Raw genomic sequence first — 26,523 nt, forward strand, 5'->3', positions numbered from 1 at the left:
CACCCCCTCTTCGTTTCAACAGGACAAATGACAATGCCCGTGTCCCAGATGCGGGCATGACGAGGTGATTTTCGAAAAAATGCCACGGCATCATCAGAAGAAGAGTTCCGCGCCCGGCGGCTCGCAGCGTCAGCTGCGCGTCGGCGAGCAGGTTCGCCACGCGATGGCCGATATTCTGGCGCAAGGCAATGTGCATGATGCCGACCTCGAAGGTCACATCATCACCGTGCCGGAGGTGCGGATGTCGCCCGACCTGAAGCTCGCGACGGTCTACGTGATGCCGCTCGGTGGCCGCGACACCGAGATCGTCATCGCTGCGCTCGAGCGCAACAAGAAGTTCTTGCGCGGCGAGGTCGCGCGGCGCGTTAACCTGAAATTTGCACCTGACATTCGCTTCCGCGTCGACGAACGATTCGACGAAGCGGAACGGATCGAGAAGCTTTTGCGAACGCCTGCGGTGCAGAAGGATTTGGAACAGGATCCGCATTCGGATCGGGAAGAAGAGCAATGACCATGGACCCCGCTCACGGCACGATCGGCGGCAACGACACCGATCAGCGCGACGCGCAGACCAACGATTTCGCGGAGATGGGCGGCAATTCGCAGCCGCATCAGGAGCCGCGCCGCGTCAACAACGATCCGCGGGCCAAGCAGCAGAAGGGCAACCAGGTCCGCCGCGACCGCCGCGACGTCCATGGCTGGGTCGTGCTCGACAAGCCGATCGGCATGACCTCGACGCAGGCGGTCGCCGTGCTCAAGCGCCTGTTCAACGCCAAGCGCGCCGGACACGCCGGCACGCTCGATCCGCTCGCCTCGGGGGGCTTGCCGATCGCGCTCGGGGAAGCCACCAAGACCGTCCCCTTCGTGATGGACGGCCGCAAGCGCTACCGCTTCACGGTCTGCTGGGGCGAGGAGCGCGACACCGACGACATCGAGGGCCGAGTGACCGCGACCTCGGACCAGCGCCCGAGCCGGGAGGCCATCCTGGCTTTGCTGCCCCGCTTCACCGGGGTGATCGAGCAGATCCCGCCGCGCTATTCGGCGATCAAGGTCCAGGGCGAGCGCGCCTATGACCTCGCCCGCGACGGCGAGATCGTGGAACTGGCGCCCCGCCCGGTCGAGATTCACCATTTAACCCTTGTCGATCAACCAGATAACGACCGGGCCGTGTTCGAGGCCGAGTGCGGCAAGGGCACCTATGTGCGGGCGCTCGCCCGCGATATGGGCCGGATTCTCGGCACTTACGGCCATATCTGCGCGCTGAGGCGGACCCTGGTCGGCCCATTTGGCGAAAACGACATGATTCCGCTGGATCAGTTGGAGTCTTTGTGCGATAGAGCCGCGTCCGGCGAGGGCAGCCTCGCCGACGCGCTTTTGCCCGTTGAGACCGCGCTGGACGACATCCCGGCACTGGCCGTCACTCGGGCTGATGCGGCAAGGCTCCATCGGGGCCAGGCCGTTTTGTTGCGCGGACGGGATGCGCCCACTTGTAGCGGCACAGTCTATGTCACGGTGGCAGGCCGTCTTTTGGCGCTTGCCGAAGTTGGCAATGGCGAAATCATCCCCAAGCGTGTGTTCAACCTGACCGGCCTGACTGCCAGCCCCGGTCGCAACGAGAGAAATTGACGATGTCGATTGCCGCAGAACGCAAAGCGGAAGTCATCAAGACGAATGCCACCAAGGCCGGCGACACCGGCTCGCCCGAGGTTCAGGTCGCGATCCTGTCGGAACGCATCAACAACCTCACCAACCATTTCAAGACCCACGTGAAGGACAACCATTCGCGTCGTGGCCTCTTGAAGCTGGTCTCGACCCGCCGCTCGCTCCTCGACTACCTCAAGAAGAAGGACGAGGCGCGGTACAAGGCGCTGCTCGAGAAGCACAATATTCGTCGTTAAGAGTTCCTGCGCGCGCCACCGGCGCGCGTTTTCGCGCGTGGTTTCGAACGAAAGCGCTTGTTTTAAGCTTTTTGATCGAGGTTGCGCGCACGTCGGATGCAGGTCGTTGGCGGCCGGCATCCGGGCATGAACGGCGAAGACCGCGGTTCGGTGTTCGCAGTCGTGCCGACTGACAGTCCAGCAGCAATCCGGCGGCTGGGCACAACGGGCAAGGCGCCCGTATGACCCGAAAGGATGGACGCCATCCGACATCCAAAAACCATGGCAGGATCGCAGGACGCTGATCATCCGCTCCGATCAGCGTCCCGCAATCTTGCGCATGGTTTTTGTTTTTCGAGAGCCGTCCCTTCTTTCGAGAACCCATGAAAGAAGACCTCTATGTTCAATAAGCATTCAGTCGAAATCGACTGGGGCGGACGCCCACTCAAGCTCGAAACCGGCAAGATCGCCCGCCAGGCCGACGGCGCCGTCGTCGCCACCTATGGCGAGACCGTGGTGCTCGCCACCGTCGTCGCGGCGAAGGCGCCGCGCGAGGGCGTCGACTTCCTGCCGCTGACCGTCGATTACCAGGAAAAGGCCTACGCTGCGGGCCGCATTCCCGGCGGCTATTTCAAGCGCGAGGGCCGTCCGACCGAGAAGGAGACGCTGGTCTCCCGCCTGATCGACCGACCGATCCGCCCGCTGTTCGTCGACGGCTGGCGTAACGAGACCCAGGTGATCGTCACCGTGCTGTCGCACGACATGGAGAACGATCCCGACGTCGTGGCGATGGTCGCGGCCTCCGCGGCGCTGACGCTGTCCGGCGTGCCGTTCAAGGGCCCGATCGGCGCGGCCCGCGTCGGCTTCGCCAACGACGAGTTCATTCTCAATCCGACGCTCGACGAGATGGTCGACACCCAGCTCGACCTCGTCGTCGCCGGCACTGCCGACGCCGTGCTGATGGTGGAATCGGAAGCCAAGGAACTGAACGAAGACATCATGCTCGGCGCGGTGATGTTTGGTCACCGCCACTTCCAGCCTGTCATCAACGCGATCATCGAGCTCGCCGAGAAGGCCGCCAAGGAGCCGCGCGAAGTCACCGTCATCGACAACGCCGCGCTCGAGAAGGAGATGCTCGGCCTGGTCGAGCAGGAGCTGCGCGCCGCCTATGCGATTCCGATCAAGCAGGAGCGTTATGCCGCCGTCGGCGTCGCCAAGGAAAAGGTGATGGCCCACTACTTCCCGGAGGGCCAGGAGCCGAAATACGACAAGCTCCGTGTCGCCGGCGTGTTCAAGGAGCTCGAGGCCAAGATCGTTCGCTGGAATATTCTCGACACCGGCAAGCGCATCGACGGCCGCGACAGCAAGACGGTGCGCAACATCGTCGCCGAGGTCGGCGTGCTGCCCCGCGCCCACGGCTCGGCGCTGTTCACCCGCGGCGAGACCCAGGCGATGGTCGTGACCACGCTCGGCACCGGCGAGGACGAGCAGTACATCGACGCGCTGTCCGGAACCTACAAGGAAACGTTCCTGCTGCACTACAACTTCCCGCCCTATTCGGTCGGCGAGACCGGCCGCCTCGGCGGCACCAAGCGCCGCGAGATCGGCCACGGCAAGCTGGCCTGGCGCGCGATTCGTCCGGTGCTGCCGCCGCACCATGAATTCCCCTACACCACGCGCGTGGTCTCGGAGATCACCGAGTCCAACGGCTCGTCCTCGATGGCTTCGGTCTGCGGCGCCTCGCTGGCGCTAATGGATGCGGGCGTGCCGCTGAAGCGGCCGACCGCGGGCATCGCGATGGGCCTGATCCTCGAAGACAAGCGCTTTGCGGTTCTCTCGGACATCCTCGGCGACGAGGACCATCTCGGCGACATGGACTTCAAGGTCGCCGGCACGGAAGCGGGCATCACCTCGCTCCAGATGGACATCAAGATCGAGGGCATCACCGAAGAGATCATGAAGGTCGCGCTGGCTCAGGCCAAGGACGGCCGCATCCATATCCTCGGCGAGATGGCCAAGGCCCTCACCGCGGCCCGCGCCGAGCTCGGCGAATATGCGCCGCGCATCGAGACCTTCAAGATCGCCACCGACAAGATCCGCGAGGTGATCGGCACCGGCGGCAAGGTGATCCGCGAGATCGTCGAGAAGACCGGCGCCAAGGTCAACATCGAGGATGACGGCACCGTGAAGGTCGCCTCCAGCGACGGCGAGGCGATGAAGGCGGCGATCAAGTGGATCAAGTCGATCGCGTCCGATCCGGAAGTCGGCCAGATCTATGACGGCACTGTCGTCAAGGTGATGGAGTTCGGCGCCTTCGTGAACTTCTTCGGTTCCAAGGATGGTCTCGTCCACATCAGCCAGCTCGCGGCCAACCGCGTGCAGAAGACCTCCGACGTCGTCAAGGAAGGCGACAAGGTCAAGGTCAAGCTGCTCGGCTTCGACGATCGCGGCAAGACCCGCCTGTCGATGAAGGTGGTCGACCAGACCACGGGCGAAGACCTCGAAGGCAAGGACAAGGGCGGCGAGGGCGAGAAGGCCCCGCGCGAAGCCGCCGGCGAGTAAGGCCTCGCGACAGTCCGGAAACGCGAAGGGCGGCCGAGAGGCCGCCCTTTTTCTTTGCCATGCCGCCTGCATCATCGCGGGCCATGCGCGCTTCCGCCGCAGCGTCGGAGTGACCGCGATCGAAACCCGGAATGGTTGGTCTTGCGTAGCTATCGGACCGCCGTACGCTTCATCAGCGGATCGTCCCAAGACAGGAGAACCAAATGACGTCCATATCCCGGCGCCGCCTCATGTTCACTGCAACCGGCCTCGTCGCGGCTGCCGCTGCCCCGCGCATGGCGTTTGCGCAAGCCGGCGCGGCGGCCACAGGGCCGTTCAAGCTCGATCCTTTGGCCTATCCGGCGAATGCGCTGGAACCGCATATCGATGCCAAGACGATGGAAATCCACCACGACCGCCATCATCAGGCGTTCATCACCAACCTGAACAATTTCGCCAAGGACAATCCGCAGATCGCGGGAAAGCCGGTCGGCGAGGTGCTGGGCAATCTCGGGGCCATTCCCGACGCGATCCGCACCGGCGTCCGCAACAACATGGGCGGCCACGCCAACCACACGATGTTCTGGCAGATCATGGGACCGAACGGCGGCAAGCCGGAAGGTGCCCTGCTCGCCGCGATCGACAGCGACCTCGGGGGCATGGAAAAGTTTCAGGCCGACTTCAACGCTGCCGGCGGGCGCGTATTCGGCTCGGGCTGGGTGTTCGTGACCGTCAGCAAGGACGGCAAGCTCGCAATCGAGACGAGGCCCAATCAGGACAATCCGATGATGGACGGCAAGCGGGCCCTGCTCGGCAACGACGTCTGGGAGCACGCCTACTATCTGAACTACCAGAACCGGCGCGCCGATTATCTCAAGGCATGGTGGAATACGGTGAACTGGAAGGCGGTGGGCGAGCGCTACGCTGCCGCGAAGGCCGGCACACTCGACGTGTAACGCCGATCCGGGATGATGAAAAAAGGGCGGCCTCTCGGCCGCCCTTTTGTTTGCGGGCCCCCGATCAGGATCGCGCCGCGATGTCGTAGCGGTCGAGGTTCATCACCTTGGTCCAGGCTTTCGCAAAGTCCTTCACGAACTTCTCCTTGGAGTCCGAGGTGGCATAGACCTCGGCGAAGGCGCGAAGCTGCGAGTGCGAGCCGAAGATCAGATCGACGCGCGTTGCGGTCCACTTGACGGTGTTGGTCTTGCGGTCGCGGCCTTCGTAGACGCCGTCCGCACCGGGCGGTGCCCACTGCGTGCTCATGTCGAGCAGGTTGACGAAATAGTCGTTGCTTAGCGTTCCCACCTTCGAGGTGAAGACGCCGTGCTTCAACCCGCCGGCATTGGCGCCGAGCACACGCAGGCCACCGACCAGCACCGTCATCTCCGGACCGGTCAGCCGCAGCAGCTGGGCGCGGTCGACGAGGGCCTCTTCGGGCTGCATGAACTGATGCCGCTTGCCGATGTAGTTGCGGAAGCCATCGGCTCGCGGCTCCAGCGGGGCGAAGGAGGCCGCATCGGTCTGCTCCTGCGAAGCATCCATGCGGCCCGGCGTGAAGCCGACCTTGACGTCGACGCCGGCATCCTTGGCAGCCTTCTCGACGGCGGCGGTGCCGCCGAGCACGATCAGGTCGGCGAGCGAGACCTTCTTGGCGCCGGATGAGGCGTTGAAGTCCTTCTGGATCGCTTCGAGCTTGCCGAGCACCTTGGCGAGCTGAGCCGGCTCGTTGACCTCCCAGTCCTTCTGCGGAGCAAGGCGGATGCGCGCACCGTTGGCGCCGCCGCGCTTGTCCGAGCCGCGGAACGTCGAGGCCGAGGCCCAGGCCGTCGAGACCAACTCCGGCACCGTCAGGCCCGAGGCCAGGATCTTCGACTTGAGGGCCGCGATGTCCTGCTCACTGACCAGCTCGTGGTTCACGGCCGGGATCGGATCCTGCCAGATCAGCGTCTCCTTCGGCACCAGCGGGCCGAGATAGCGCTGGATCGGACCCATGTCGCGATGGGTGAGCTTGAACCAGGCACGGGCGAAGGCGTCCGCGAACTGATCCGGGTTCTCCAGGAAGCGACGCGAGATCTTCTCATATGCGGGATCGAAGCGCAGCGAGAGGTCGGTCGTCAGCATGGTCGGCCGATGCTTCTTCGACGGATCGAACGCGTCCGGAATGATCGCTTCGGCGTTCTTGGCGGTCCATTGCTGAGCGCCGGCCGGGCTCTTCGTCAGCTCCCATTCGAAGTTGAAGAGATTTTCGAAGAAGTTGTTGCTCCACTTCGTCGGCGTCTTCGTCCAGGTCACTTCCAGACCGCTGGTGATGGAGTCGGCGGAGTGGCCCGCCCCATGCTTGCTCTTCCAGCCGAGGCCCTGGTCTTCAAGCGCACCGGCTTCCGGTTCTGGACCGACCAGCGAGGGATCGCCGGCGCCATGGGTCTTGCCGAAGCTGTGGCCGCCAGCGATCAGCGCGACGGTCTCCTCGTCGTTCATCGCCATGCGGGCGAAGGTCTCGCGGATGTCCTTGGCCGCGGCGACCGGATCCGGCTTGCCGTTCGGGCCTTCCGGATTGACGTAGATGAGGCCCATCTGCACCGCGCCGAGCGGCTCGGCGAGCTGGCGCTCGCCGCTGTAGCGCTCATCACCGAGCCAGGTGCCTTCCGGCCCCCAATAGAGCTCTTCCGGCTCCCAGACGTCGACGCGACCGCCGGCGAAACCAAAGGTCTTGAAGCCCATCGATTCGAGCGCGACGTTGCCGGCGAGCACCATCAGGTCGGCCCAGGAAATCTTCTGGCCGTATTTCTGCTTGATCGGCCAGAGCAGACGGCGCGCCTTGTCGAGATTGGCGTTGTCGGGCCAGCTGTTGAGCGGGGCGAAACGCTGCTGACCGGCGCCGGCGCCGCCGCGGCCGTCGGTGGTGCGATAGGTGCCGGCGCTGTGCCAGGCCATGCGGATCATGAGGCCGCCATAGTGGCCGAAGTCGGCCGGCCACCATTCCTGAGAATCCGTCATCAACGCGGTCAGGTCCTTGATGACCGCGTTCAGGTCGAGCGACTTGAACTCCTTGGCGTAATCGAAGTCCTTGTCCATCGGATCGGACTTGTCGGAATTCTTGTGCAGCACCTCGATGTTGAGCTGCGTCGGCCACCAATCGCGGTTTGAGCGCGTGGGTTTTCCGCCCGAAAACGGGCACTTCGAAGTGTCGTCCATGAATACCTCCTCTGGCGGCGTCGAACTCGCGCCCTTGGCCAGGTAGAACCACTCTAAGCGTCGCGTCCTATCAGGGGAAGTTGACTTTAATGATCGCTGCGATAGGATTTTCTGATGATCAATCTGACGCTGCGCCAGCTCCGGTATTTCGATGCGCTGGCGCGCCACGGCCATTTCGGCCGTGCCGCCGAGGCCTGCTCGATCTCGCAGCCGGCGCTGTCGATGCAGATCAAGGAACTGGAGGAGACGCTCGGCGGCCTGTTGCTGGAGCGCAGCGCGCGCCAGGTCGCGCTGACCCGGTTCGGCGAGGAGCTGGCGCAACGGGTCCGCGACATCCTGCGCTCGGTCGACGAGCTCGGCGATTTCGCGCGCGCTTCGCAGGACCGCTTCGCCGGCCGCCTGCGCATCGGCATGATCCCGACCATCGCGCCCTATTTGCTGCCCAAGATCACCAAGAACCTCACGCGCATGCACCCGGAGCTCGACATCCGCGTGCGCGAGACCATGACGCCGCGGCTGATCCAGGAACTGGTGGAGGGACGGCTCGACACCGCCATCGTGGCGCTGCCGGTGTCGGAGCCATCGCTCACCGAGGTCGCGCTGTTCGAGGAGAAATTTCTGCTGGTGCGGCCGGGCGCCGATGAAGGCACACCGGTGCCGTCACGCGAGATGATGCGCGAGATGCGGCTTCTGCTGCTCGAGGAGGGGCACTGCTTCCGCGACCAGGCACTCTCCTTCTGCAACATGCAGGCCGCGCCGCCGCGCGAGATGCTGGATGCGAACTCCCTGTCGACGCTGGTGCAGATGGTCAGCGCCGGCATCGGCGTGACCCTGATCCCGGAGATGGCGGTGCCGGTGGAGACGCGCTCCGCCTCGGTCTCGCTGGCGCGCTTCCGCGACCCCGAGCCGTCGCGCACCATCGGCATGGTCTGGCGCAAGACCAGCCCGCTGGCGCGGCAGCTGCTGCAGATTTCCGAGGTGGTGTGTCTGTCCGCGGGCAAGGTCCGCGTGCGGCAATCCGTGCGCAGCCAGAAAGCCTGACCGGATGTCGCATCCGATCATCCGCCCCGCCCGCGCGGTTGAATATGACGAGATCGGGCGCGTCTGGATGGAGAGCTGGGTCTCGACCGGGCTCGCCGAAGCCAGCGACTTCCTGCTGGCGAACCTGCGGGCGCGCATCCGGCGCGAGATCGAGAACGGCTGGAGCCTGTTCGTCGCCGACGACCGCGGCACGCTCGCGGCGATGCTGGCGCTGCATCTGCCAAAGCTCTATCTCGACATGCTGTTCGTCGCGCCCGCCTATCAGGGGCAATCGCTCGGGCGGAAGCTGCTCGCCTTCACGCGCACGCAAATACCCGACGAGATGTATCTGCGCTGCGTCCGCGAGAACGAAAAGGCCTGGCGCTGGTACGAGCGCGAAGGCTTTGTGCTCGAGAGGGAAGAGATCGAGCCATCGAACGGGTTCGTGATGAAGTGTTATCGGTGGAAGCGATAGTAGGAGCCGTACGCAGCTTGCTTGGGAGCCGCGCTGGCAACCTGCCGCGTTGACCAACATGTCGTTCGCGCAGCCGGCTCCTTGCCCAGACGTAGTGCGTTGCGAATGCGCTACAAACGCGTCATGAATCGCGCTGTTCGCTTCTCGTCGATGGAAGGTTCCACGCCATGATCAAGCTCTATTGGTCGCCCCGCTCGCGCTCGTTCACGACGCTCTGGCTGATGGAGGAGAGCGGCCTGCCCTATGAGCGCGTGCTGACCGACATCTCGACCGGCGCGCAGAAGGCGCCGGACTATCTGAAGATCAATCCGATGGGCAAGGTGCCGGCGCTGACCGACGGCGATGCCGCGCTCGCCGAAGCCGCCGCGATCTGCGCCTACATCGCCGACCGCTATCCCGAAACCAGGCTCGCGCCAGCCGTGACCGATCCGCGCCGGGCGCGCTACCTGCAATGGCTGTTCTTCTCGCCGGGCTGCATCGAGCCCGCCATTATCCAGATCTTCACCAAGATCGAGATCCCGACCTCGACCGCGGCCTGGGGCAGCGCGACGCAGGTGTTCGACGTGCTGGAGGCCGCGCTCGAGAAGGGCCCGTGGATTCTCGGCGAGGAATTTTCCGCAGCCGACGTCGTCATCGGCTCCGGCCTGAATTTCGCGGTGCGCCTGTTCAAGATGGTGCCGTCGCGCCCGGCGTTCGACGCCTATCTCGCGCGCTGCACGGCGCGGCCGGCCTTCCAGCGCGCGGAGAAGATCGCGGCGGGTTAAGCAAGCTCTCGTAGGGTAGGCAAAGCGAAGTAGCTGCAGTAGCCCGGATGGAGCGCAGCGCAATCCGGGGCAATCGCATCCGCGGATGAGCCTGTCCCGGATTTCGCTGCGCTCCATCCAGGCTACGAAGCTATTCCGATGACTTCAGATCATCCGGCCGCGGCATCAGGATGACGTTGTAGCCGGAATCCACATAATGGACTTCGCCGGTCACCCCGCCGGAGAGATCCGACAACAGATATAGCGCCGAGCCGCCGAGGTCGTCGAGCGTGACGCCGCGGCGCAGCGGCGAATGCTTCTGCATGAAGGCGAACATCGCCCGCGCCTCGCCGATGCCGGAGCCGGCGAGCGTGCGGATGGGGCCGGCGGAGATCGCGTTGACGCGGATGCCGCGCGGTCCGAAATCGGCGGCGAGATAGCGCACGGAGGCCTCCAGCGCCGCCTTGGCCACGCCCATCACGTTGTAGTTCGGCATCGCGCGCTCTGAGGCGCCGAAGGTCAGCGTGATCATGCTGCCCCCCTCCGTCATCAGCTCGGCGGCGCGCTTTGCGACCTCCGTGAACGAGAAGCAGGAGATCACCATGGTGCGCGAGAAATTCTCGCGGCTGGTGTCGGCATAGCGGCCCTTCAGCTCGTTCTTGTCGGCAAAGCCGATCGCGTGGATCACGAAGTCGAGCTTGCCCCACTTTTCGCGGAGCACCGCGAAGGTGGCATCGACGCTGGCGATGTCCTCGACGTCGCAAGGCAGCACCAGATCGACGCCGAGCTGCTCCGCCAGCGGCTTGACGCGCTTGCCGAGCGCCTCGCCCTGGAAGGTGAAGGCAAGCTCGGCGCCATGGGCATGAAGCGTCCGCGCCATGCCCCAGGCGATGGAATGATCATTGGCGATGCCCATGATCAGACCGCGCTTGCCTTTCATCAAACCTTCCATACCGCCATCGCTCCTATTTTCGACGTCATCGCCCGCGCAGGCGGGCGATCCAGTATTCCAGAGACCGTCGTGATAAATAGAGAAGCCGCGGCGTACTGGATGCCCCGCCTTCGCGGGGCATGACAAAGTCAGAGATCACGCATCCAGCCGGCTGAACACCAGCGTGGCGTTGGTGCCGCCGAAGCCGAAGGAGTTCGACAGCACGGTGCCGATCTTGGCGTTGTCGATGCGCTTGCGCACGATCGGCATGTCGGCGAACACGGGGTCGAGCTCCTGGATGTGCGCGCTCTCGCAGATGAAGCCGTTGTTCATCATCAGCAGCGAATAGATCGCTTCCTGCACGCCGGTGGCGCCGAGCGAATGGCCGGTCAGCGCCTTGGTCGCCGAGATCGGCGGGCACTTCTCGCCGACGCCGAACACTTTGCGGATCGCCTCGATCTCCGGCGGGTCCCCGGCCGGCGTCGAGGTCGCGTGCGGGTTGATGTAGTCGACCTTGGTTTTCACCGTCGACATCGCCATGCGCATGCAGCGCTCGGCGCCTTCGCCCGACGGCGCCACCATGTCGTGGCCATCAGAGGTCGCGCCATAGCCGACCACCTCGCCATAGATGCGCGCGCCGCGCGCCTTGGCATGCTCGAGCTCTTCCAGCACCAACACGCCGGCGCCGCCGGCGATGACGAAGCCGTCGCGATTGAGATCGTAGGGACGCGAGGCCGTGGCCGGCGTGTCGTTGTACTTCGAGGACATCGCGCCCATGGCGTCGAACAGCACCGACAGTGACCAGTCCAGCTCCTCGCAGCCGCCGGCGAAGATGACGTCCTGCTTGCCGATCTGGATGGTCTCATAGGCATTGCCGACGCAATGGTTCGAGGTCGCGCAGGCCGATGAGATCGAATAGTTCACGCCCTTGATCTTGAACCAGGTCGCGAGCGTCGCGGATGCCGTGGAGGACATCGCCTTCGGCACCGCAAACGGGCCGACGCGCTTCGGTCCCTTGGAGCGGGTGATGTCGGCGGCTTCGACGATGGTGCGCGCCGAGGGGCCGCCGGAGCCCATGATGATGCCGGTGCGGATGTTGGAGACTTCGTCGGGCGACAGGCCGGAATCCTGGATCGCCTGCTCCATCGCGATGTGATTCCACGCCGCGCCCTGGCCGAGGAAGCGCATCGCGCGGCGGTCGACCACCGTCGACGGATCGAGCGACGGCTCGCCTTGCACCTGCGAACGGAAGCCGAGCTCGGCATATTTCTCAGCCCGCGAAATGCCCGACTTCGCCTCGTGAAGGCTCGCAAGCACTTCCTGGGTGTTGTTTCCGATCGACGAGACGATGCCCATCCCGGTGACCACAACCCGCCTCATGACAGCCTCGCCTCAATCGTTGTCTTCTTAGTGATGCGCTCAGCCCAGGCTCGTGCCCTGCTTGAACAGGCCGACCTTCAGATCCTTGGCGCGATAGATAATCTGGTCATCGACCGAAAGCCACCCGTCGGCGATGCCGAGCACGAGCTTCGAACGCATCACGCGCTTGATATCGACGTTGTACACAACCTTGCGGGCGTCGGTCAGCACCTGGCCGCCGAACTTCAGCTCGCTCAGGCCAAGCGCCCGGCCGCGGCCTTCCCCCCCGCTCCAGCCGAGGTAGAAGCCGACCATCTGCCACAGCGCATCGAGTCCGAGGCAGCCGGGCATGACCGGATCGTTCTTGAAATGGCAGCCGAAGAACCAGAGGTCGGGCTTCACGTCGAGCTCGGCGCGCACGAGGCCCTTGCCGAACTCACCGCCATTGTCGTTGATGTCAGTGATGCGGTCGAACATCAGCATCGGCGGCAGCGGCAGCTGGGCATTGCCGGGGCCGAACATCTCGCCGCGGGCACAGGCCAGCAGATCCTCGTAGTCGTAACCGTTGCGCCTGTTCAGCATTCACGAGCCTCTGTTCAAATTCCGATTGAGCGGCGTTCCTGGCAAAATTGGGCCCCGTCTGGATCGGACAGCAACGCCAATTGCCACCGCCGGCTGCGACTTGCGCAAGCTTCGCATGAACTGCCGACCGGGCCTCCATGCCGGCTGCGCCAAAATCGGCTAAGCGGAACCGCGCGCTCTCTAACACAGCCGATTTCGGGTGGCAAAGCGCAGACATGAAGGTAAAATGACGCGCTCCCCAGCCGGTTCCAGGCCTGATTAGAACCTCTCTAGTTGCGAGAAACTTGCATCTGCATCTTTCTGTTCTTATATTACAGAGAGATATTGTTCACGCGTGCCCGAAATCTTGGAAATGAACGAGAATACCGCGTCCCAACACGACGACGACCATGCCGCGGCCCTCTTGGCCGGCCGGCAGCCGGCTTTGACCGGGTGCCCCTGGCACGACGTCAACGAAATGCTGCAGTCCGCGGGGTTGCGGCCGACGCGCCAGCGCATGGCGCTGGGCTGGCTGCTGTTCGGCAAGGGCGCACGCCACCTCACGGCTGAAATGCTCTACGAGGAAGCCACGCTCGCCAAGGTCCCGGTGTCGCTGGCGACGGTCTACAATACGCTGAACCAGCTCACCGATGCCGGCCTGCTGCGCCAGGTCAGCGTCGACGGCACGAAGACCTATTTCGACACCAACGTCACCACCCACCACCACTATTATCTCGAGAACAGCCACGAGCTGGTCGACATCGAGGATCCGCATCTGGCGCTATCCAAGATGCCGGAGGTGCCCGAGGGCTACGAGATCTCCCGCATCGATATGGTCGTGCGCCTGCGCAAGAAGCGCTGAGCTAGCCTTAAACTGCTGAAATCGTCGTCATGGCCGGGCTTGTCCCGGCCATCTACGTTTTCGACCAGATGCAAGGGTCGTGGATGCCCGGGACCAGCCCGGGCATTGATGGTGGGCGGCAGATTGCTAGCCTTCGGCCTCAATTCACCTGTTCGTCGACGTAGACGCCCCAGAGCCGCTCCTGCTGGATCCATCCGTCGAAGCCGTTGCCGATGACGCGGCACCAGCCTGCGGCGCATTTCTTCACCTGGGTGACGACGCCGGCCTGGAGCTTGGCGGCAACCGCACTGTCGGGATCGGGTCGGTCGTAGATCGGAGCGAGATCGTCCTTGTGCTTCATGGTGACGACCGCAGTGCGGCGGCCCGACAGCAGCGAGTGATAGACCCAGCCCTCGGCGCCCTCGGAATCGCGCACCCGGCGCCAGTTCTCGAACTCGGCGGTAATTTCGACCGGCAGGCCGGCGCGGGTGTAGACCCAGGCGACGTCATTGTCCTTGGTCGGGCCGGCGCGGACGTTCACGTGATCCGATTTGAGGCTGACATAGCGCGGCACCGGCAAGCCGCTGCTGGCCTGCGGGGTATTATCCTTCGAATGCGAGGGGTCGACCGAGGCGCTCAACCACAAGCAAACAAGCGCCATCATCGAACAAAAACGCCCCAACGCCATCAACCCGTCTCCTTCAAAGACCCGGCAGACCGGACCTTCACCCCAATTCCAAACCCTGCCGCGCCTGTCCCTTCTCCCCGCGCCTTGCGGGTTCCAAGCCTTGAGCCGTGGTTCTTGTCTTGGCCCGGTCTTCTGCTAGAGAGAACGGGCACTCGAGCAACCAATTGGCCCCGATTTTCCGGCCGGAAATGTCGGGTGAGCTTGGAGGAAACGCCGGGGACGGACACGGCAAGGGCAGTGTCGAACAACCGGGTTAATGAGGCCTCAACGACCGGCCTTTGGCGACAGAGGCGGCCTGCGATGCCTCATGAGAGCAGGACATGTCGGTGAAGAAAAAGCCCCTCGTCGTGGTGACGCGCAAGCTGCCGGATTCGATCGAGACGCGGATGCGCGAGCTCTTCGATGCGCGGATCAATCTCGACGACACGCCGATGTCGCCCGAGCAGATCGCGGAAGCCGCCCGCACCGCCGACGTGCTGGTTCCCACCGTGACCGATCACATCAGCGCCGACGTGGTGAACCAGCCCGATTGCAAGCTCCGCCTGATCGCCAATTTCGGCAACGGCGTCGACAATATCGACGTCGCGGCCGCCCATGCCCGCGGCATTACCGTCACCAACACGCCGAAGGTGCTGACCGAAGACACCGCGGACATGACCATGGCGCTGATCCTGGCGGTGCCGCGGCGAATGATCGAAGGCGCCTCGATCCTGACCGAAGGCAAGCCCTGGGCCGGCTGGTCGCCGACCTGGATGCTCGGCCACCGCATCGGGGGCAAACGCCTCGGCATCATCGGCATGGGCCGCATCGGCCAGGCGGTGGCGCGCCGCGCCCGCGCCTTCGGCCTGCAGATCCACTACCACAACCGCCGTCCCGTCGCCCCCGTCATCGCCGAGGAGCTGGGGGCAACCTATTGGGAAAGCCTCGACCAGATGCTGGCGCGGATGGACATCATCTCGGTGAACTGTCCGCACACGCCGGCAACCTACCACCTGCTCTCGGCCCGGCGGCTGAAGCTGATCCGAAAAGACGCCTATATCGTCAACACCGCGCGAGGCGAGGTCACCGACGAGGACACGCTGATCAAGCTGATCGAAGGCGGCGAGATCGGCGGCGCCGGCCTCGACGTCTACGAGCACGAGCCCGCGGTGAATCCAAAACTGGTGCGGCTCGCCAGGGCCGGCAAGGTGACGCTGCTGCCGCATATGGGCTCGGCCACGATCGAAGGCCGCGTCGAAATGGGCGAGAAGGTGATCATCAACATCCGCACCTTCCTCGACGCCCACAAGCCGCCGGACCGCGTGCTGCCGAGCATGCTTTGAGGCGCTGTGCTCCGGCGGACGGATGCTGATCCTATGTGCCCCCGGGCAAATTGAACCTGGCGCGCGATTTCAAGACTGGCCGCCACGTCCTCACCTGTACGTGCAAGCCGGCGTATCCGCGTCTGCTCGATGCGTAACGAAAACTCTCGGATCAGCTCCATAACGTCTGGTGCGAGCCCAGCCGTATTTACGATCTTGATGTTGTAAGGGGGCTTGAGTGCGTTCATTCCGCCCCCGAAAATCGAATCCAAAAAGGCAGCCAGCATGTCGCCATCCCACTCCGGTGCCCCTATTGCTGCCTTGAGACCTGATCAAAAATCCTGAGCTGTTTTCCAAGTACTGGCATCGAGTTCTACTGTTCGCACAGTGCTCTCGATGCCGCCCGAATTTTGGGCCGGTGTCCTACTCGCGGTGGATGCTCAAGTCATCGAACACAGGCCCGTCGCCGTTGAGCGGATTGGCGGGATCGCGGCCGTAGCGCAGCGTCTCGAAGCGCATCGCGCGCGCATCGATCATCAGGAGGCGGCCCACGAGGCCATCGCCGAAGCCGACGATCTCGCGGATCGCCTCCAGCGCCATCATCGAGCCGAGCACGCCCGCCAATGCGCCCATGACCCCGGCCTCCGCACAAGCCGGCACGGTGCCGGGCGGCGGCGCTTCCGGAAACAGACAGCGGTAGGTCGGGTTGAACTCGCCCTGCTCGTTGGTCTCATGCGCGCGGATGGTGGTGAGAGAGCCGTCGAACGTGCCGAGCGCCGCGGTGATCAATGTCCGCTTGGCAAAGAAGCAGGCGTCGGAGACCAGATAGCGGGTCGAGAAATTGTCGGAGCCGTCGAGCACGAGGTCGTAATCACCGATCAGGCTGAGCGCGTTATCCGCGTTGAGCCAGGTGGCGTGGCCGACGAAGCGGACGTGCGGGTTGAGCGCCGCGATCCGCTCGGCCGCACTCTCGACCTTGTGCCGGCCGATGTCGGGCGTCGTATGGATCACCTGGCGCTGCAGGTTGGACAGCGACACCACGTCGTCGTCGACCACGCCCAGCGTGCCGATTCCGGCGGCGGCCAGATACATCAGCGCGGGCGCGCCGAGCCCGCCGGCGCCGATCACCAGCACCGAGGCCCGCTTCAACGCAGCCTGGCCGGGACCACCGACGTCGCGCAGGACAATATGGCGGGCATAGCGTTCGAGTTCGTCCGGGCTCAGCACCTTCTCTTACTCCTGAACCGCACCGTCATTGTTCGCGACCAACGAGATGTGCTTCAATCGCATGCTTTTCAATGTTTTGGCGTTCAACGGGCTGGCTGGATTTGTCATGAGGTCGATGCTTGCGGCAACACTGATGTTCGGGGCTGTCACGGGCGCGCACGCCCAGATGACGACGCCCCAAGTGCCAGGCGCCACCCCGAAGACGGTCCAGACCGTTCCGGTCAAGCCCCCGTCGATGCAGACGCCTGCCGCCACGGCCGATGCCATGGCCAAAGCCGAGCGGCTGGCGCTGCAGTCCGACCTCGCCTGGGTCGGCCAGTATAACGGCGCCATCACCGGCGACGTCAGCGAGCGCATAGTCAACGCCATCAAGGAATACCAGAAGGCCAAGGGCGGCAAGCCGACCGGCGTGCTCAATCCGCAGGAGCGCGCCGCGCTCGCCGACACGGCGCGAAAGAAGCAGGAGAGCGTCGGTTGGAAGATCGTGACCGAGCCGACCAGCGGTGCCCGGCTCGGCATTCCGGGCAAGCTGGTGCCACAGCAGGCAAGCGACGCCAACGGCTCGAAATGGACCTCGCCGACAGGGACGGTGCAGGTGGTTCTCAGCCGCCGCAAGGAGGCGAACCCGACCTCGGCAAAGCTCGCCGATCTCGAGAAGGAGCCGTCCGGACGCAAGGTTGATTACACCGTGGTGAAGCCCGACTTCTTCGTATTGTCGGGCTTGCAGGGCCTGAAGAAGTTCTATGTCCGCGGCACCTTCAAGGGCGACGAGGTCCGCACCATGACGATCCTCTACGACCAGGCGACAGAGAATACTGTCGAGCCGGTCGTGATCGCGATGTCGAGCGCGTTCAACGCGTTTCCGTCGCGGCCGCTGGCCGGGCCGCCCCCACGCAAGACCGTCGAATACGGCACCGGCGTCGTCGTCAGCGAGGACGGCGCGATCGTCACCGACCGCCTCGTCACCGATGGCTGCCTTGCGATCATGATCGCCGGTCATGGCAGGGCCGATCGCATCGCGGAGGACAAGGAGCGCGATCTCGCGCTGCTGCGCGTCTACGGCGCGCCCGGCCTGAAGCCGCTCAGCCTCGCCGGCGGGGCCCCGAAAACCAATGTCGATCTCGTCGGCATCGCCGATCCGCAAAGCCAGGGCGGCGCGGCGGCGGTGTCGAGCCTCAAGGCCACGCTGGCGCCGGTGACCAGCAGCAATTCCGCACTCTCGCCGTCGCCGGCGGTCGGCTTCTCCGGCAGCCCGGCCGTCGACGCCGACGGCAAGTTCGCCGGCATCGCGCTGCTGAAGGCGGCGGTGGTCGCGGGGCCTGCAACATCGGTGCAGGCGTCGCAGGCGATGATGGTCTCCGCAGAGGCGGTGCGCGGATTCCTGAAGGCGAACGGGGTCGCGGCGAACGGCACGTCGACGGACGCCAAGGCCGCCGTCGTGCGCGTGATCTGCGTGCGGAAGTAGCATGTTGCGGCGTCTTATCTCTCCTTCCACGCTGAAGCAGGCATTCGCGACCTTTGCCGGGCATCACATCGACGCCATTGCCGGCATGCCGATCCTTAAGCGAGCCTGAACCTGATTCCGCTCTTCGCAAGGCCGCCCGAAATGCCGACTGGCGTGCCGTCGGCGCGCCAGCAGGCGGCGCCTGTCATGGTGCCGCCGTCCTGGAAGGCGATACCGTTCATGCCGCCGGCGACGGTCGGAACGGGCTCGACCTTGTGGCCCAGCGCCGCGAGCCTCAAGCGCACGCTCTCAGGCACCGTCTGCTCGACCTCGAGCGCATTGCCCTCGGTCCACACCCTCGGCGCCTCGACCGCCTCCTGCAGGCTCATGCCGTGGTCGATCAGATTGACCAGCGCCTGCATCGCGCTCGGGAAGATGCGCTTGCCTCCGGGCAAACCGAGCGCATAGCGCAGCTTGCCGCCCTTCAGCGCCATCATCGGCGACATCGAAGTGGTGACACGCTTTCCCGGCGCCAGCGACAGCGCGTGGCCCGGACGCGGATCGAACAAATTCATGTAGTTGTTGGCGATGGCTCCCAAGCCCGGGATCATGATCTTGGCGCCGAACAGACTGTTGATCGTCTGCGTGGTCGCAACCACGTTCCCGAAGCTATCCGCCGCCGTCATGTGCGTGGTATGTGCGCCTTCGAGCTGCGACACGCCGGCACCCCAAATCTGCGCCCGCGCCGGATCGATGGCGCGGCGGCGCTCCTCGGCATAGGCTTTCGAGGTCAGCTTCTCCACCGGCACGCCGACATAATCAGGATCGCCACTCGCGGCAGCGCGGTCGGCAAAGGCGATCTTCAGGACCTCGGCGAGGTAATGAATCGTTTCAGGCGTGCCGAAGCCGAGGCCAGCGATGTCGTAGCCTTCCAGGATGTTCAGCATCTGCGCGATATGCACGCCGGAGGCGGCCGGAGGCGGCGGGCCAAAAATGGTCCAGCCGCGATAATCGGCCCGGATCGGCTGCCGCTCAACGGTCTTGTAGCCTGCGAGATCACTGCGACGGATGAAGCCGCCGGTCTTCTCCATGTAGTCGGCGAGGATGTCGCCAAGCGGCCCTTCGTACAGCGCGGTCTCGCCTTGCTCGGCGATATAGCGCAGGGTCTCGGCATATTCGGCCTGAATTACGCGCTCGCCAACCTTGAGAGGCTCACCGTTCGGCAAGTAGATCGCCGAAATCGGTTTGTCCTTACGCATCTCGATAGCGCACTCACTGATGCATTCGTGCAAATAGGGCGTCGCTGCATAACCGCGTGCGGCGTGCTTGATGGCGGGTTGCAGGACGTCGGCGAGGCTCATAGTGCCGAACCGGCGCAACGTCTCGCACCAAGCCTTCAGCGAGCCCGGCGTGGCAACTGCCTTCGGTCCGTTGAGATTCTCGTCGCCGACGGTATCGAACACGTCGTGCGCCGAGCCGGGCTTCGAGATGTAGGTGGTGTCGCGCACAGCCGCGGGCACGGTGCTCTGGCCGTCGATGAAGCGGTGGCTGCCGTCGGCGAGCCGGATATGCGCCATGCCGCCACCGATGATGCCGACCATCATCGGCTCGACCACCGTCAGCGTGAACAGGGTGGCAATCGCGGCATCGATGGCGTTGCCGCCGGCTGCCAGCATCTCGGCACCGGCGCTGGAAGCCAGCGGATGATTGCTGACCACCATGCCGCGGCTCGAGACCGCCGGCATCTTCTGGCATTCAAAGGTGGTTGCCGTCCGCTCGCGCCAGTTCCCGCCCATGCCGCCTGCCCTTCTTGTTCACGGCGGCAACCACATCATACGCACGATTACGGGTCCAGTATTGGTACGGATTAGCTGACATTCCCAATTCTGCCACCATTGCCTCTGTTGATTCGGACCTCCGCGATCCCTCTTTGGATCGGGCCGGCACGTCCTGAGCGAGAAGCGCTCAGCATCCAGAAGCGATGCACGTTCGCGTGGCGTATCCCTGACCCAGCTCCAAAGGACTGATCTTCAAATGCACACCATCGCATTGGCCACCCAAAAGGGCGGCAGCGGCAAGAGCACGCTCGCCATCGGGCTCGCTTTGGCCGCCAAGCAGACCGGCTTCACCGTCCGCCTGATCGAGACCGACCCGCAGGGCACCCTCTCCAACTGGCAGCGCCGCCGCAACAATGACGACGTCGTCGTCGAGCCGATCTATCAAGCCGCCAATATCGAGCCTCGCTTGAAGATGCTCGCCGACAGCGGCCTCCAGATCGCGATCGTCGACACCGCCGCCGGCCTCAGCGCCGCCACCACCGCCGCGATCCGCCATTCCGACCTCTGCCTGATCCCGGCCCGTCCCAGCGTCGCCGACATCGAGGCGACCGTCTCGACGCTCAGCGTCGCCCGCGCCTGGAAGCGGCCTTACAGCTTCGTGCTCAACCAGACGCCGATCCGCGGACAGCGCATCGACAACGCCGCGACCGCGCTCGCCGAGGAAGCCGCGCTCGATCTTGCCGAGGTGCTCGCGCGTCCGCTGATCGTGATGCGCAACGATCACCAGGACGCGCTTGCGAGCGGCCTTGCCGTGAGTGAATTCGCGCCGAACGGCAAATCGGCGGACGAGATCCGCGGCCTCTGGCGCTGGATCGAGACCCGGCTCGAGCTCGAAGCCACCACCAATGTCCTGATCGACCAGGTCATCTCGGCTGCGCACGGCATGCTGCAGATCGCTGCAGAGCAGGCGGCGGACGAGACCACGACACTGGCGTCCTGAGCGGGGCGATCGCTCGGACGACAGCCGAGCTCTTCGCTATCCGGTGAAAGAGCCCAAGCGGCGCTCGCAATGACGGCGGGGTGAGATCGTCGCCCTTGCTGAGACTCACGGCCTCTCTGCGGCAATCCCGATGGTCACTTCTGACATTTCGGGCACCAGAACGTCGAACGACCATTCTGCACGAACCGCTTGATCGCGCCGCCGCAGCGCGGCGTCGTGCATTTTCCGCCTTCGCGATCGTAGACCTTGAACGAGTGCTGGAAATAGCCGAGCTCGCCGGTGGTCTGGCGGTGATCGCGCAAGCTGGAGCCGCCGGCCTTGATCGCATCGTTCAGCACGGCATGGATCGCGCCGACCAAGCGCTTGGCATGATCTGTCGGCTCGCCCTTCTTGGTGGATAGCGTCGCAGCGATGCGCCGTGGCGACAGATGCGAGCGGTGCAGCGCCTCGCAGACATAGATGTTGCCGAGCCCGGCCACCACGCGCTGGTCGAGCAGCGCGGCCTTCAGGCTCGTGGTCTTGCCCTGGCAGGAGCGCGCCAGCATCGCCGCGTCGAATTCATTGCCGAGCGGCTCGGGGCCGAGCCCGCGGAGCAGAGGCTCGTCCTCGAGCGCGCCACGTGCAATCACTTTCATGTATCCGAAACGGCGCGGATCGTTGAAGATGATGTCGGCGCCCGAGGACATCCGAAACAGCACGTGGTCGTGCGCGGAATCCTTGGCCTTCGGATAGTGAAACTCGCCGGGCTGAGCCTCGTTGTCCGGCTTGATGACGCGGAACGAGCCCGACATGCCCAGATGCATCAAGAGCACGTCGCCGGAAGCGAGATCCGCCATAAGATATTTTGCGCGGCGCCCGAGGCCCGTGACGACCTGCCCCTTGAGCCGGGCCACGAAGTCGGGCTGGAACGGAAAGCGCAAATCCGGGCGGCGGGCCTCCGCATCGAGGATTTTCGCACCCTCCATCACGGGCTGAAGGCCGCGGCGCACGGTCTCGACTTCGGGCAATTCAGGCATGGTCGGGCATTCACCTTATGAGGGCGGTGTGATAGCGCCATTGCGGCGGGCAGGCTATGGTCCGCCGACTGGAGTAGAGTAATGGATCGGCCGGGCGAAACCACGCATTTTGGCTTCAGGGACGTTCCCCTCGGGGACAAGCAGACGCTGGTGAACGACGTGTTTCACAGCGTGGCGTCGCGCTATGATCTGATGAATGACCTGATGTCCGGCGGCCTGCACCGGATCTGGAAGGACATCATGATCACCTCGCTGGATCCGCCCAGGGGCGACCGGCCGTTCGCCCTGCTCGACGTCGCCGGTGGCACCGGCGACATCTCGTTCCGCGCCGCCAAGGCGGCCGGCCCCGGCTTCCATGCCACGGTGTGCGACATCAATTCGGACATGCTCGCCGTGGGGCGCGAGCGCGCCGCCAAGCGTCATCTGGACACCCAGGTCGATTTCGTCGAGGGCAACGCCGAATCGCTTCTCTTTGCCGATCGCAGCTTCGACGCCTATACGATCGCCTTCGGCATCCGCAACGTGCCGCGGATCGACCTCGCGCTGCGCGAGGCCTATCGCGTGCTGAGGCCCGGCAGCCGCTTCCTGTGCCTGGAATTCTCCACCGTCGAGATGCCCGGCCTCGACAAACTTTATGATCTCTTCTCGTTCAAGGTGATCCCGCCGCTCGGGCGCATGGTCACGGGCGACGCCGAATCGTATCAATATCTCGTCGAGTCGATCCGCAAATTTCCAAAGCCCGCCGTCTTCGCCGACATGATCCGGGAGGCCGGCTTTGCCCGCGTCAGCTGGCAGACACTCTCGGGCGGCATCGTCGCACTGCATTCGGGCTGGCGTTTGTGATCTCTGCCGTCACCCACATTGCGCGCCTGATCCGCGCCGCGTTCGTGTTTGCGCACGAAGGCGTGTTCGGCGCGGTCGACCCGAGTCTGGTGCCGCCGCCGGGACAGCTCGCGCTGAAGCTGGCGCGCATCATCGAGCGCCGTGGCGCCAAGCAGGGACCGCGGATCTCGCGCGCGCTGACGCGGATGGGCCCGGCCTATCTCAAGCTCGGCCAGTTCCTGGCGACGCGCCCCGACGTGGTCGGCGTCATCATGGCGCGGGATCTCGAAAGTCTGCAGGACCGTCTGCCGCCGTTTCCGCAACAGGAAGCCGAGGCCACGATCGCGACTTCGCTGGAACGGCCGCTGACGGACGTCTTCGTGAGCTTCGGCCCGCCGGTCGCGGCGGCCTCGATCGCGCAGGTGCATCGCGGCGAGGTGTTGCGCGACGGCATCCGCAAGTCGGTCGCGATCAAGGTGCTAAGGCCCAACGTCGCGGCACGCTTCCGCCGCGATCTCTCCGATTTCTTCTACGTCGCGCACAAGGCCGAGGCCTATTCAGCCGAGGCGCGGCGCCTGCGCCTGATCGAGGTCATCAACACCATGTCGCGCTCGGTCGCGATGGAGATGGACCTGCGACTCGAAGCAGCTGCACTGTCGGAGATGGCGGAGAACACGCGCGACGATCCCGATTTCCGCGTGCCCGCCGTCGACTGGGACCGCACCACGCACAACGTGCTGACGATGGAATGGATCGACGGCATCGCGCTGAACGATCACAAGCGCCTCGCAGAGGCGCAGGTCGACCTGCCAGATCTCGGCCGCAAGGTGATCCAGAGCTTCCTGCGCCACGCGCTGCGCGACGGCTTCTTCCACGCCGACATGCATCCGGGCAATCTATTCCTGGATGACGCCGGCCGTCTCGTCGCGGTCGATTTCGGGATCATGGGCCGGCTCGGCATGAAGGAGCGGCGCTTCCTCGCCGAAATCCTGCTCGGCTTCATCACCCGCGATTATCGCCGCGTGGCCGAGGTGCATTTCGAGGCCGGCTATGTGCCCGCGCATCATTCGGTCGAGAATTTTGCGCAAGCCATCCGCGCTATCGGCGAGCCGATCCACAACCGCACGGCGGAAGAGATCTCGATGGCGCGGTTGCTCACGCTGCTGCTCGAGGTCACCGGCCTGTTCGACATGACGACGCGGCCCGAGCTTATCCTGCTGCAGAAGACCATGGTGGTGGTCGAAGGCGTGGCGCGCGGCTTCGATCCCAAGCTCGACATCTGGAGGATCGCCGATCCCGTGGTGCGCGAATGGATCGAGCGCAATCTCGGACCCATCGGTCGCATCGAGGGTGCGATCGCCGGCACCGGGGACATCGCCCGGGTCTTGATGCGCCTGCCCGAGATCGCCGAGCGGTCCGTGAAGGTGCTGGAGCAGCTCGAGACCATGACGCGGGAGGGCATCAGGCTGTCGCCTGAGAGCATCGCGGCCATGGGACGCAGCGAGGGCCGCAAGAACCGCTGGCGCACCGTGGCGCTCTGGATCATCGCCGCGACCTTCATCGGGATTCTGATCGCAGTCCGGAATTTGTGATTGCACTGCAATCATGCGAATGATAGCATCGCTATCATTCTCTGCCGGAGGGCGTCATGGCAAGCCTGACCATCCGCAAGCTCGACGACGCAGTCAAAACCTATCTACGGCTGCGCTCGGCCAAGAACCACAGGTCGGTCGAGGAGGAGGTCCGGGTCATCCTGCGGGAGCTGATCGAGGGCCGCGAGGAGCCGCTGACGCCGTTTGCGGTGCCGTCTCCCGCCCCGACGCCCCAGCGCACCGGCGCGCTTGCCGAGGCCAGCGTCACCCTGATCATCGGAGGCGGGATCGCGGCGTATAAGTCGCTCGACCTGATCCGCAGGCTGAAGGAGCGCCGCATCGAGGTCCGCTGCGTGCTGACAAAGGCGGCCCAGCAATTCGTGACGCCGCTGGCCGCGAGCGCCCTGTCGCACGAGCGCGTCTATACCGACCTGTTCGACCCGCAGAGCGAGTTCGATGCCGGCCACATACGCCTCGCGCGCGACTGCGACCTGATCGTGGTGGCGCCGGCCACTGCCGACCTGATGGCGAAGATGGCGAACGGTCATGCCGACGACCTCGCCAGCGCCATCCTGCTTGCGACCAATCGTAAGGTGCTGCTGGCACCGGCGATGAATCCGTTGATGTGGACCAACGCGGCGACGCGCCGCAACCTCGCCCAGCTCCAGCGCGACGGCGTTGTGCTGATCGGCCCGAACGCGGGCGAGATGGCCGAAGCCGGCGAAGCCGGGACGGGCCGCATGTCGGAAGCCATCGAGATCGCCAATGCCGCCGAGCGCCTGCTGCGACCGCCGATGCCGAAGCCGCTCGCCGGCAAGCGCGTGCTGATCACCGCAGGCCCCACCCATGAGGCGATCGATCCCGTGCGCTATATCGCCAACCGTTCCTCCGGCAAGCAGGGCTTTGCCATTGCCGCCGCTGCACAGGCCGCGGGCGCCGAGGTTGTTCTGGTGAGCGGTCCGGTCGACATCGACGATCCCCCGGGCGTGACGGTGAAGCATGTCGAATCGGCGCGGCAGATGCTGGAGCAGGTCAAGGCCGCGCTTCCCACCGACGTCGCGATCTTCGCCGCCGCAGTCGCCGACTGGCGCGTCGCCAATGAAGGCGAGCAGAAGCTGAAGAAAACCGCGGCCGGCATGCCGCCGCTGCAATTGGTCGAGAACCCCGACATTCTCGCCACCATCTCCAAGCTCGCCGACAAGCGCCCGAGGCTCGTGATCGGCTTTGCCGCCGAGACCGAGCACCTCATCGACAACGCCAAAGCAAAATTTGCGCGCAAGGGCTGCGACTGGATCGTCGCCAACGACGTCTCGCCCGCCACCGGCGTGATGGGCGGCGACCGCAACACGGTCCACCTGCTCAGCCGCAAGACCGGTGCGCCGGACGGCGAGATTGCAGTTGATTCCTGGCCGGCGATGACCAAGGAACAGGTCGCGATCGAACTGGTCGCGCAGATCGCGAAGAGCGTGACCGGCAAATCCCTGGAGTCCGCATCTTGAGTACGAAGGTGACCGTCGAGCTGCAACGCCTCGCCCACGCTGAGGGCCTGCCGCTGCCGGCCTATCAGACCAGCGAGGCCGCCGGCCTCGACTTGATGGCGGCGGTGCCGGACAACGCGCCCATGACGCTCGCACCGGGCGAATATGCGCTGGTGCCGACGGGCCTTGCCATCGCCTTGCCGCCCGGACACGAGGCGCAGGTGCGGCCGCGTTCGGGGCTGGCGGCTAAGCACGGCGTCACCGTGCTGAATTCGCCGGGCACGATCGATGCGGACTACCGCGGCGAGATCAAGGTGATCCTGATCAATCACGGCACCGCGCCTTTCGTGATCAAGCGCGGCGAGCGCATCGCGCAGATGGTGATCGCGCCGGTGCTGCAGGCCGCGCTGGTTCCCGTCGCCACGTTGTCGTCGACCGACCGCGGCGCCGGCGGTTTTGGCTCGACGGGGCGCTAACCCAAGACAACTCCAGCCGAATCATCCGCAGAATCACGCGCCTTGGAACCGCGCGGCCCGCATTTTTTTGGGGCCGCCTTTGCGTTCACGATCTGGACTCTTACCGGCGGAGTCGCGGTGAGGGTATTGTCTTTTGATTCGCGCGCGACGGGGGTCGC

General features: G+C 64.9%; 24 protein-coding genes. 16 read left to right on the plus strand and 8 right to left on the minus strand.

Annotated elements, in window-relative coordinates; translation table 11 throughout:
• The first annotated feature begins 79 nt into the window (after window positions 1-79).
• The 5 genes from rbfA (at window position 80) to GA0061099_RS05670 (ending at window position 5,374) form a co-directional block, all read left to right on the plus strand.
• On the plus strand, window positions 80-511 hold the full coding sequence (gene rbfA, locus GA0061099_RS05650; protein ID WP_036008998.1) for a 30S ribosome-binding factor RbfA: 432 nt from the start codon (window positions 80-82) through the stop codon (window positions 509-511).
• A complete protein-coding gene (truB, locus tag GA0061099_RS05655; protein ID WP_036024493.1) occupies window positions 508-1,626 on the plus strand; it encodes a tRNA pseudouridine(55) synthase TruB in 1,119 nt (372 codons plus the stop codon). The genes rbfA and truB overlap by 4 nt, the downstream gene beginning before the upstream one ends.
• A gap of 2 nt (window positions 1,627-1,628) precedes the next feature.
• Window positions 1,629-1,898 (plus strand): 30S ribosomal protein S15, encoded by a 270-nt coding sequence (gene rpsO, locus GA0061099_RS05660; protein ID WP_008540131.1) that lies wholly within the window; start codon window positions 1,629-1,631, stop codon window positions 1,896-1,898.
• A gap of 378 nt (window positions 1,899-2,276) precedes the next feature.
• A complete protein-coding gene (gene pnp, locus GA0061099_RS05665; protein ID WP_036024490.1) occupies window positions 2,277-4,439 on the plus strand; it encodes a polyribonucleotide nucleotidyltransferase in 2,163 nt (720 codons plus the stop codon).
• A gap of 203 nt (window positions 4,440-4,642) precedes the next feature.
• Entirely contained in the window at window positions 4,643-5,374 is a 732-nt protein-coding gene (locus tag GA0061099_RS05670; protein WP_036024489.1) for a superoxide dismutase, read from the plus strand.
• Between the two features lie 64 nt (window positions 5,375-5,438).
• Here GA0061099_RS05670 and katG read toward each other — a convergent pair whose 3' ends face one another.
• On the minus strand, window positions 5,439-7,613 hold the full coding sequence (gene katG, locus GA0061099_RS05675; RefSeq protein ID WP_036009010.1) for a catalase/peroxidase HPI: 2,175 nt from the start codon (window positions 7,611-7,613) through the stop codon (window positions 5,439-5,441).
• Between the two features lie 114 nt (window positions 7,614-7,727).
• Here katG and GA0061099_RS05680 point away from each other — a divergent pair, with 114 nt between their 5' ends.
• The 3 genes from GA0061099_RS05680 (at window position 7,728) to GA0061099_RS05690 (ending at window position 9,872) form a co-directional block, all read left to right on the plus strand.
• Window positions 7,728-8,654, plus strand: coding sequence for a hydrogen peroxide-inducible genes activator (locus GA0061099_RS05680; RefSeq protein WP_036024487.1), 927 nt, complete (start codon window positions 7,728-7,730; stop codon window positions 8,652-8,654).
• Window positions 8,655-8,658: 4 nt separating this feature from the next.
• On the plus strand, window positions 8,659-9,108 hold the full coding sequence (locus GA0061099_RS05685) for a GNAT family N-acetyltransferase (protein ID WP_036024486.1): 450 nt from the start codon (window positions 8,659-8,661) through the stop codon (window positions 9,106-9,108).
• Between the two features lie 167 nt (window positions 9,109-9,275).
• Window positions 9,276-9,872 carry a glutathione S-transferase family protein gene (locus tag GA0061099_RS05690; RefSeq protein ID WP_036024484.1) on the plus strand — a complete coding sequence of 199 codons (597 nt, stop codon included), beginning with the start codon at window positions 9,276-9,278 and terminating at the stop codon, window positions 9,870-9,872.
• A 130-nt stretch (window positions 9,873-10,002) separates the two neighbouring features.
• Here GA0061099_RS05690 and fabI read toward each other — a convergent pair whose 3' ends face one another.
• The 3 genes from fabI to fabA all read right to left on the minus strand — a co-directional run bounded on the left by fabI (window position 10,003) and on the right by fabA (window position 12,723).
• Window positions 10,003-10,803: an enoyl-ACP reductase FabI gene (gene fabI / locus GA0061099_RS05695; protein ID WP_036024482.1), complete on the minus strand. Its 801-nt coding sequence runs from the start codon at window positions 10,801-10,803 to the stop codon at window positions 10,003-10,005.
• Between the two features lie 135 nt (window positions 10,804-10,938).
• The gene (gene fabB / locus GA0061099_RS05700; RefSeq protein ID WP_036024480.1) at window positions 10,939-12,162 is read right to left on the minus strand and encodes a beta-ketoacyl-ACP synthase I; all 1,224 of its coding nucleotides are present in this window, start codon (window positions 12,160-12,162) and stop codon (window positions 10,939-10,941) included.
• Window positions 12,163-12,201: 39 nt separating this feature from the next.
• Complete coding sequence (gene fabA / locus GA0061099_RS05705) at window positions 12,202-12,723, minus strand: bifunctional 3-hydroxydecanoyl-ACP dehydratase/trans-2-decenoyl-ACP isomerase (protein ID WP_036009034.1); 522 nt, start codon at window positions 12,721-12,723, stop codon at window positions 12,202-12,204.
• A gap of 352 nt (window positions 12,724-13,075) precedes the next feature.
• Between fabA and irrA the strand changes: the two genes are divergently transcribed.
• Complete coding sequence (irrA, locus tag GA0061099_RS05710; protein WP_036024479.1) at window positions 13,076-13,564, plus strand: iron response transcriptional regulator IrrA; 489 nt, start codon at window positions 13,076-13,078, stop codon at window positions 13,562-13,564.
• A 139-nt stretch (window positions 13,565-13,703) separates the two neighbouring features.
• On the opposite strand, the gene GA0061099_RS05715 is transcribed toward irrA, so the two are convergent.
• Entirely contained in the window at window positions 13,704-14,231 is a 528-nt protein-coding gene (locus GA0061099_RS05715; RefSeq protein WP_036024477.1) for an SH3 domain-containing protein, read from the minus strand.
• A 320-nt stretch (window positions 14,232-14,551) separates the two neighbouring features.
• Here GA0061099_RS05715 and GA0061099_RS05720 point away from each other — a divergent pair, with 320 nt between their 5' ends.
• Window positions 14,552-15,553 carry a 2-hydroxyacid dehydrogenase gene (locus GA0061099_RS05720; protein WP_036024475.1) on the plus strand — a complete coding sequence of 334 codons (1,002 nt, stop codon included), beginning with the start codon at window positions 14,552-14,554 and terminating at the stop codon, window positions 15,551-15,553.
• Window positions 15,554-15,955: 402 nt separating this feature from the next.
• Here the strand turns inward: GA0061099_RS05720 and GA0061099_RS05725 are convergent, their stop codons facing one another.
• Window positions 15,956-16,759, minus strand: a complete 804-nt coding sequence (locus GA0061099_RS05725) for a HesA/MoeB/ThiF family protein (protein ID WP_036024474.1) — start codon at window positions 16,757-16,759, stop codon at window positions 15,956-15,958.
• A gap of 106 nt (window positions 16,760-16,865) precedes the next feature.
• Between GA0061099_RS05725 and GA0061099_RS05730 the strand changes: the two genes are divergently transcribed.
• On the plus strand, window positions 16,866-18,224 hold the full coding sequence (locus GA0061099_RS05730; RefSeq protein ID WP_036024498.1) for a serine protease: 1,359 nt from the start codon (window positions 16,866-16,868) through the stop codon (window positions 18,222-18,224).
• A 95-nt stretch (window positions 18,225-18,319) separates the two neighbouring features.
• Here the strand turns inward: GA0061099_RS05730 and ggt are convergent, their stop codons facing one another.
• Window positions 18,320-19,999 (minus strand): gamma-glutamyltransferase, encoded by a 1,680-nt coding sequence (gene ggt / locus GA0061099_RS05735; protein ID WP_036024472.1) that lies wholly within the window; start codon window positions 19,997-19,999, stop codon window positions 18,320-18,322.
• Window positions 20,000-20,237: 238 nt separating this feature from the next.
• Here ggt and GA0061099_RS05740 point away from each other — a divergent pair, with 238 nt between their 5' ends.
• Window positions 20,238-20,981, plus strand: a complete 744-nt coding sequence (locus GA0061099_RS05740) for a ParA family protein (RefSeq protein ID WP_036024470.1) — start codon at window positions 20,238-20,240, stop codon at window positions 20,979-20,981.
• Window positions 20,982-21,115: 134 nt separating this feature from the next.
• Here GA0061099_RS05740 and mutM read toward each other — a convergent pair whose 3' ends face one another.
• On the minus strand, window positions 21,116-21,997 hold the full coding sequence (gene mutM / locus GA0061099_RS05745; protein WP_036024469.1) for a bifunctional DNA-formamidopyrimidine glycosylase/DNA-(apurinic or apyrimidinic site) lyase: 882 nt from the start codon (window positions 21,995-21,997) through the stop codon (window positions 21,116-21,118).
• An 81-nt stretch (window positions 21,998-22,078) separates the two neighbouring features.
• Here mutM and ubiE point away from each other — a divergent pair, with 81 nt between their 5' ends.
• Genes ubiE through dut form a run of 4 tightly spaced genes read left to right on the plus strand, consistent with a single transcriptional unit; the run spans window position 22,079 to window position 26,365 of the window.
• Window positions 22,079-22,840, plus strand: coding sequence for a bifunctional demethylmenaquinone methyltransferase/2-methoxy-6-polyprenyl-1,4-benzoquinol methylase UbiE (ubiE, locus tag GA0061099_RS05750; RefSeq protein ID WP_036024468.1), 762 nt, complete (start codon window positions 22,079-22,081; stop codon window positions 22,838-22,840).
• On the plus strand, window positions 22,837-24,411 hold the full coding sequence (gene ubiB, locus GA0061099_RS05755) for a 2-polyprenylphenol 6-hydroxylase (RefSeq protein WP_036024467.1): 1,575 nt from the start codon (window positions 22,837-22,839) through the stop codon (window positions 24,409-24,411). Before ubiE ends, ubiB begins: the two co-directional genes overlap by 4 nt.
• 56 nt (window positions 24,412-24,467) lie before the next feature.
• Window positions 24,468-25,910 (plus strand): bifunctional phosphopantothenoylcysteine decarboxylase/phosphopantothenate--cysteine ligase CoaBC, encoded by a 1,443-nt coding sequence (coaBC, locus tag GA0061099_RS05760; protein ID WP_036024466.1) that lies wholly within the window; start codon window positions 24,468-24,470, stop codon window positions 25,908-25,910.
• The gene (gene dut, locus GA0061099_RS05765) at window positions 25,907-26,365 is read left to right on the plus strand and encodes a dUTP diphosphatase (protein ID WP_036024465.1); all 459 of its coding nucleotides are present in this window, start codon (window positions 25,907-25,909) and stop codon (window positions 26,363-26,365) included. The genes coaBC and dut overlap by 4 nt, the downstream gene beginning before the upstream one ends.
• Window positions 26,366-26,523 lie beyond the last annotated feature (158 nt).

This window comes from Bradyrhizobium yuanmingense, assembly GCF_900094575.1.
Taxonomy (GTDB): Bacteria; Pseudomonadota; Alphaproteobacteria; order Rhizobiales; family Xanthobacteraceae; genus Bradyrhizobium; species Bradyrhizobium yuanmingense.